The following is a 230-nucleotide window of genomic DNA, read 5'->3' on the forward strand; positions in this document are numbered from 1 at the left end:
AGGTATTCGGCCTCGAGTACTTCGCGCTCGCGCCGTTGCGCATCGATGTCCAGCAAGGGGCGGGCGAGCATGTCGATCAGCCGTGCCAGACCGGCGCCAAGGTGCTCCGCCGTCACCTCGAAGAAATAGTCGGTGGTCCTGCCCCGGGTGCTGGCGTTGACCTGGCCGCCGCGCACCTGCAACCACGGCATCAGGCGCTCGTCGCCGGGAAACGCCGCGCCACCGAGAAA

Annotated in this window: 1 protein-coding gene; it reads right to left on the reverse strand. The window is 67.8% G+C overall.

From position 1 onward, the window contains the following. The coding region (locus tag BST14_RS32515) for an insulinase family protein (RefSeq protein ID WP_211280888.1) at positions 1–230 on the reverse strand (230 nt) is incomplete at both ends.

It is taken from the genome of Mycobacterium arosiense ATCC BAA-1401 = DSM 45069 (assembly GCF_002086125.1).
GTDB lineage: Bacteria > Actinomycetota > Actinomycetes > Mycobacteriales > Mycobacteriaceae > Mycobacterium > Mycobacterium arosiense.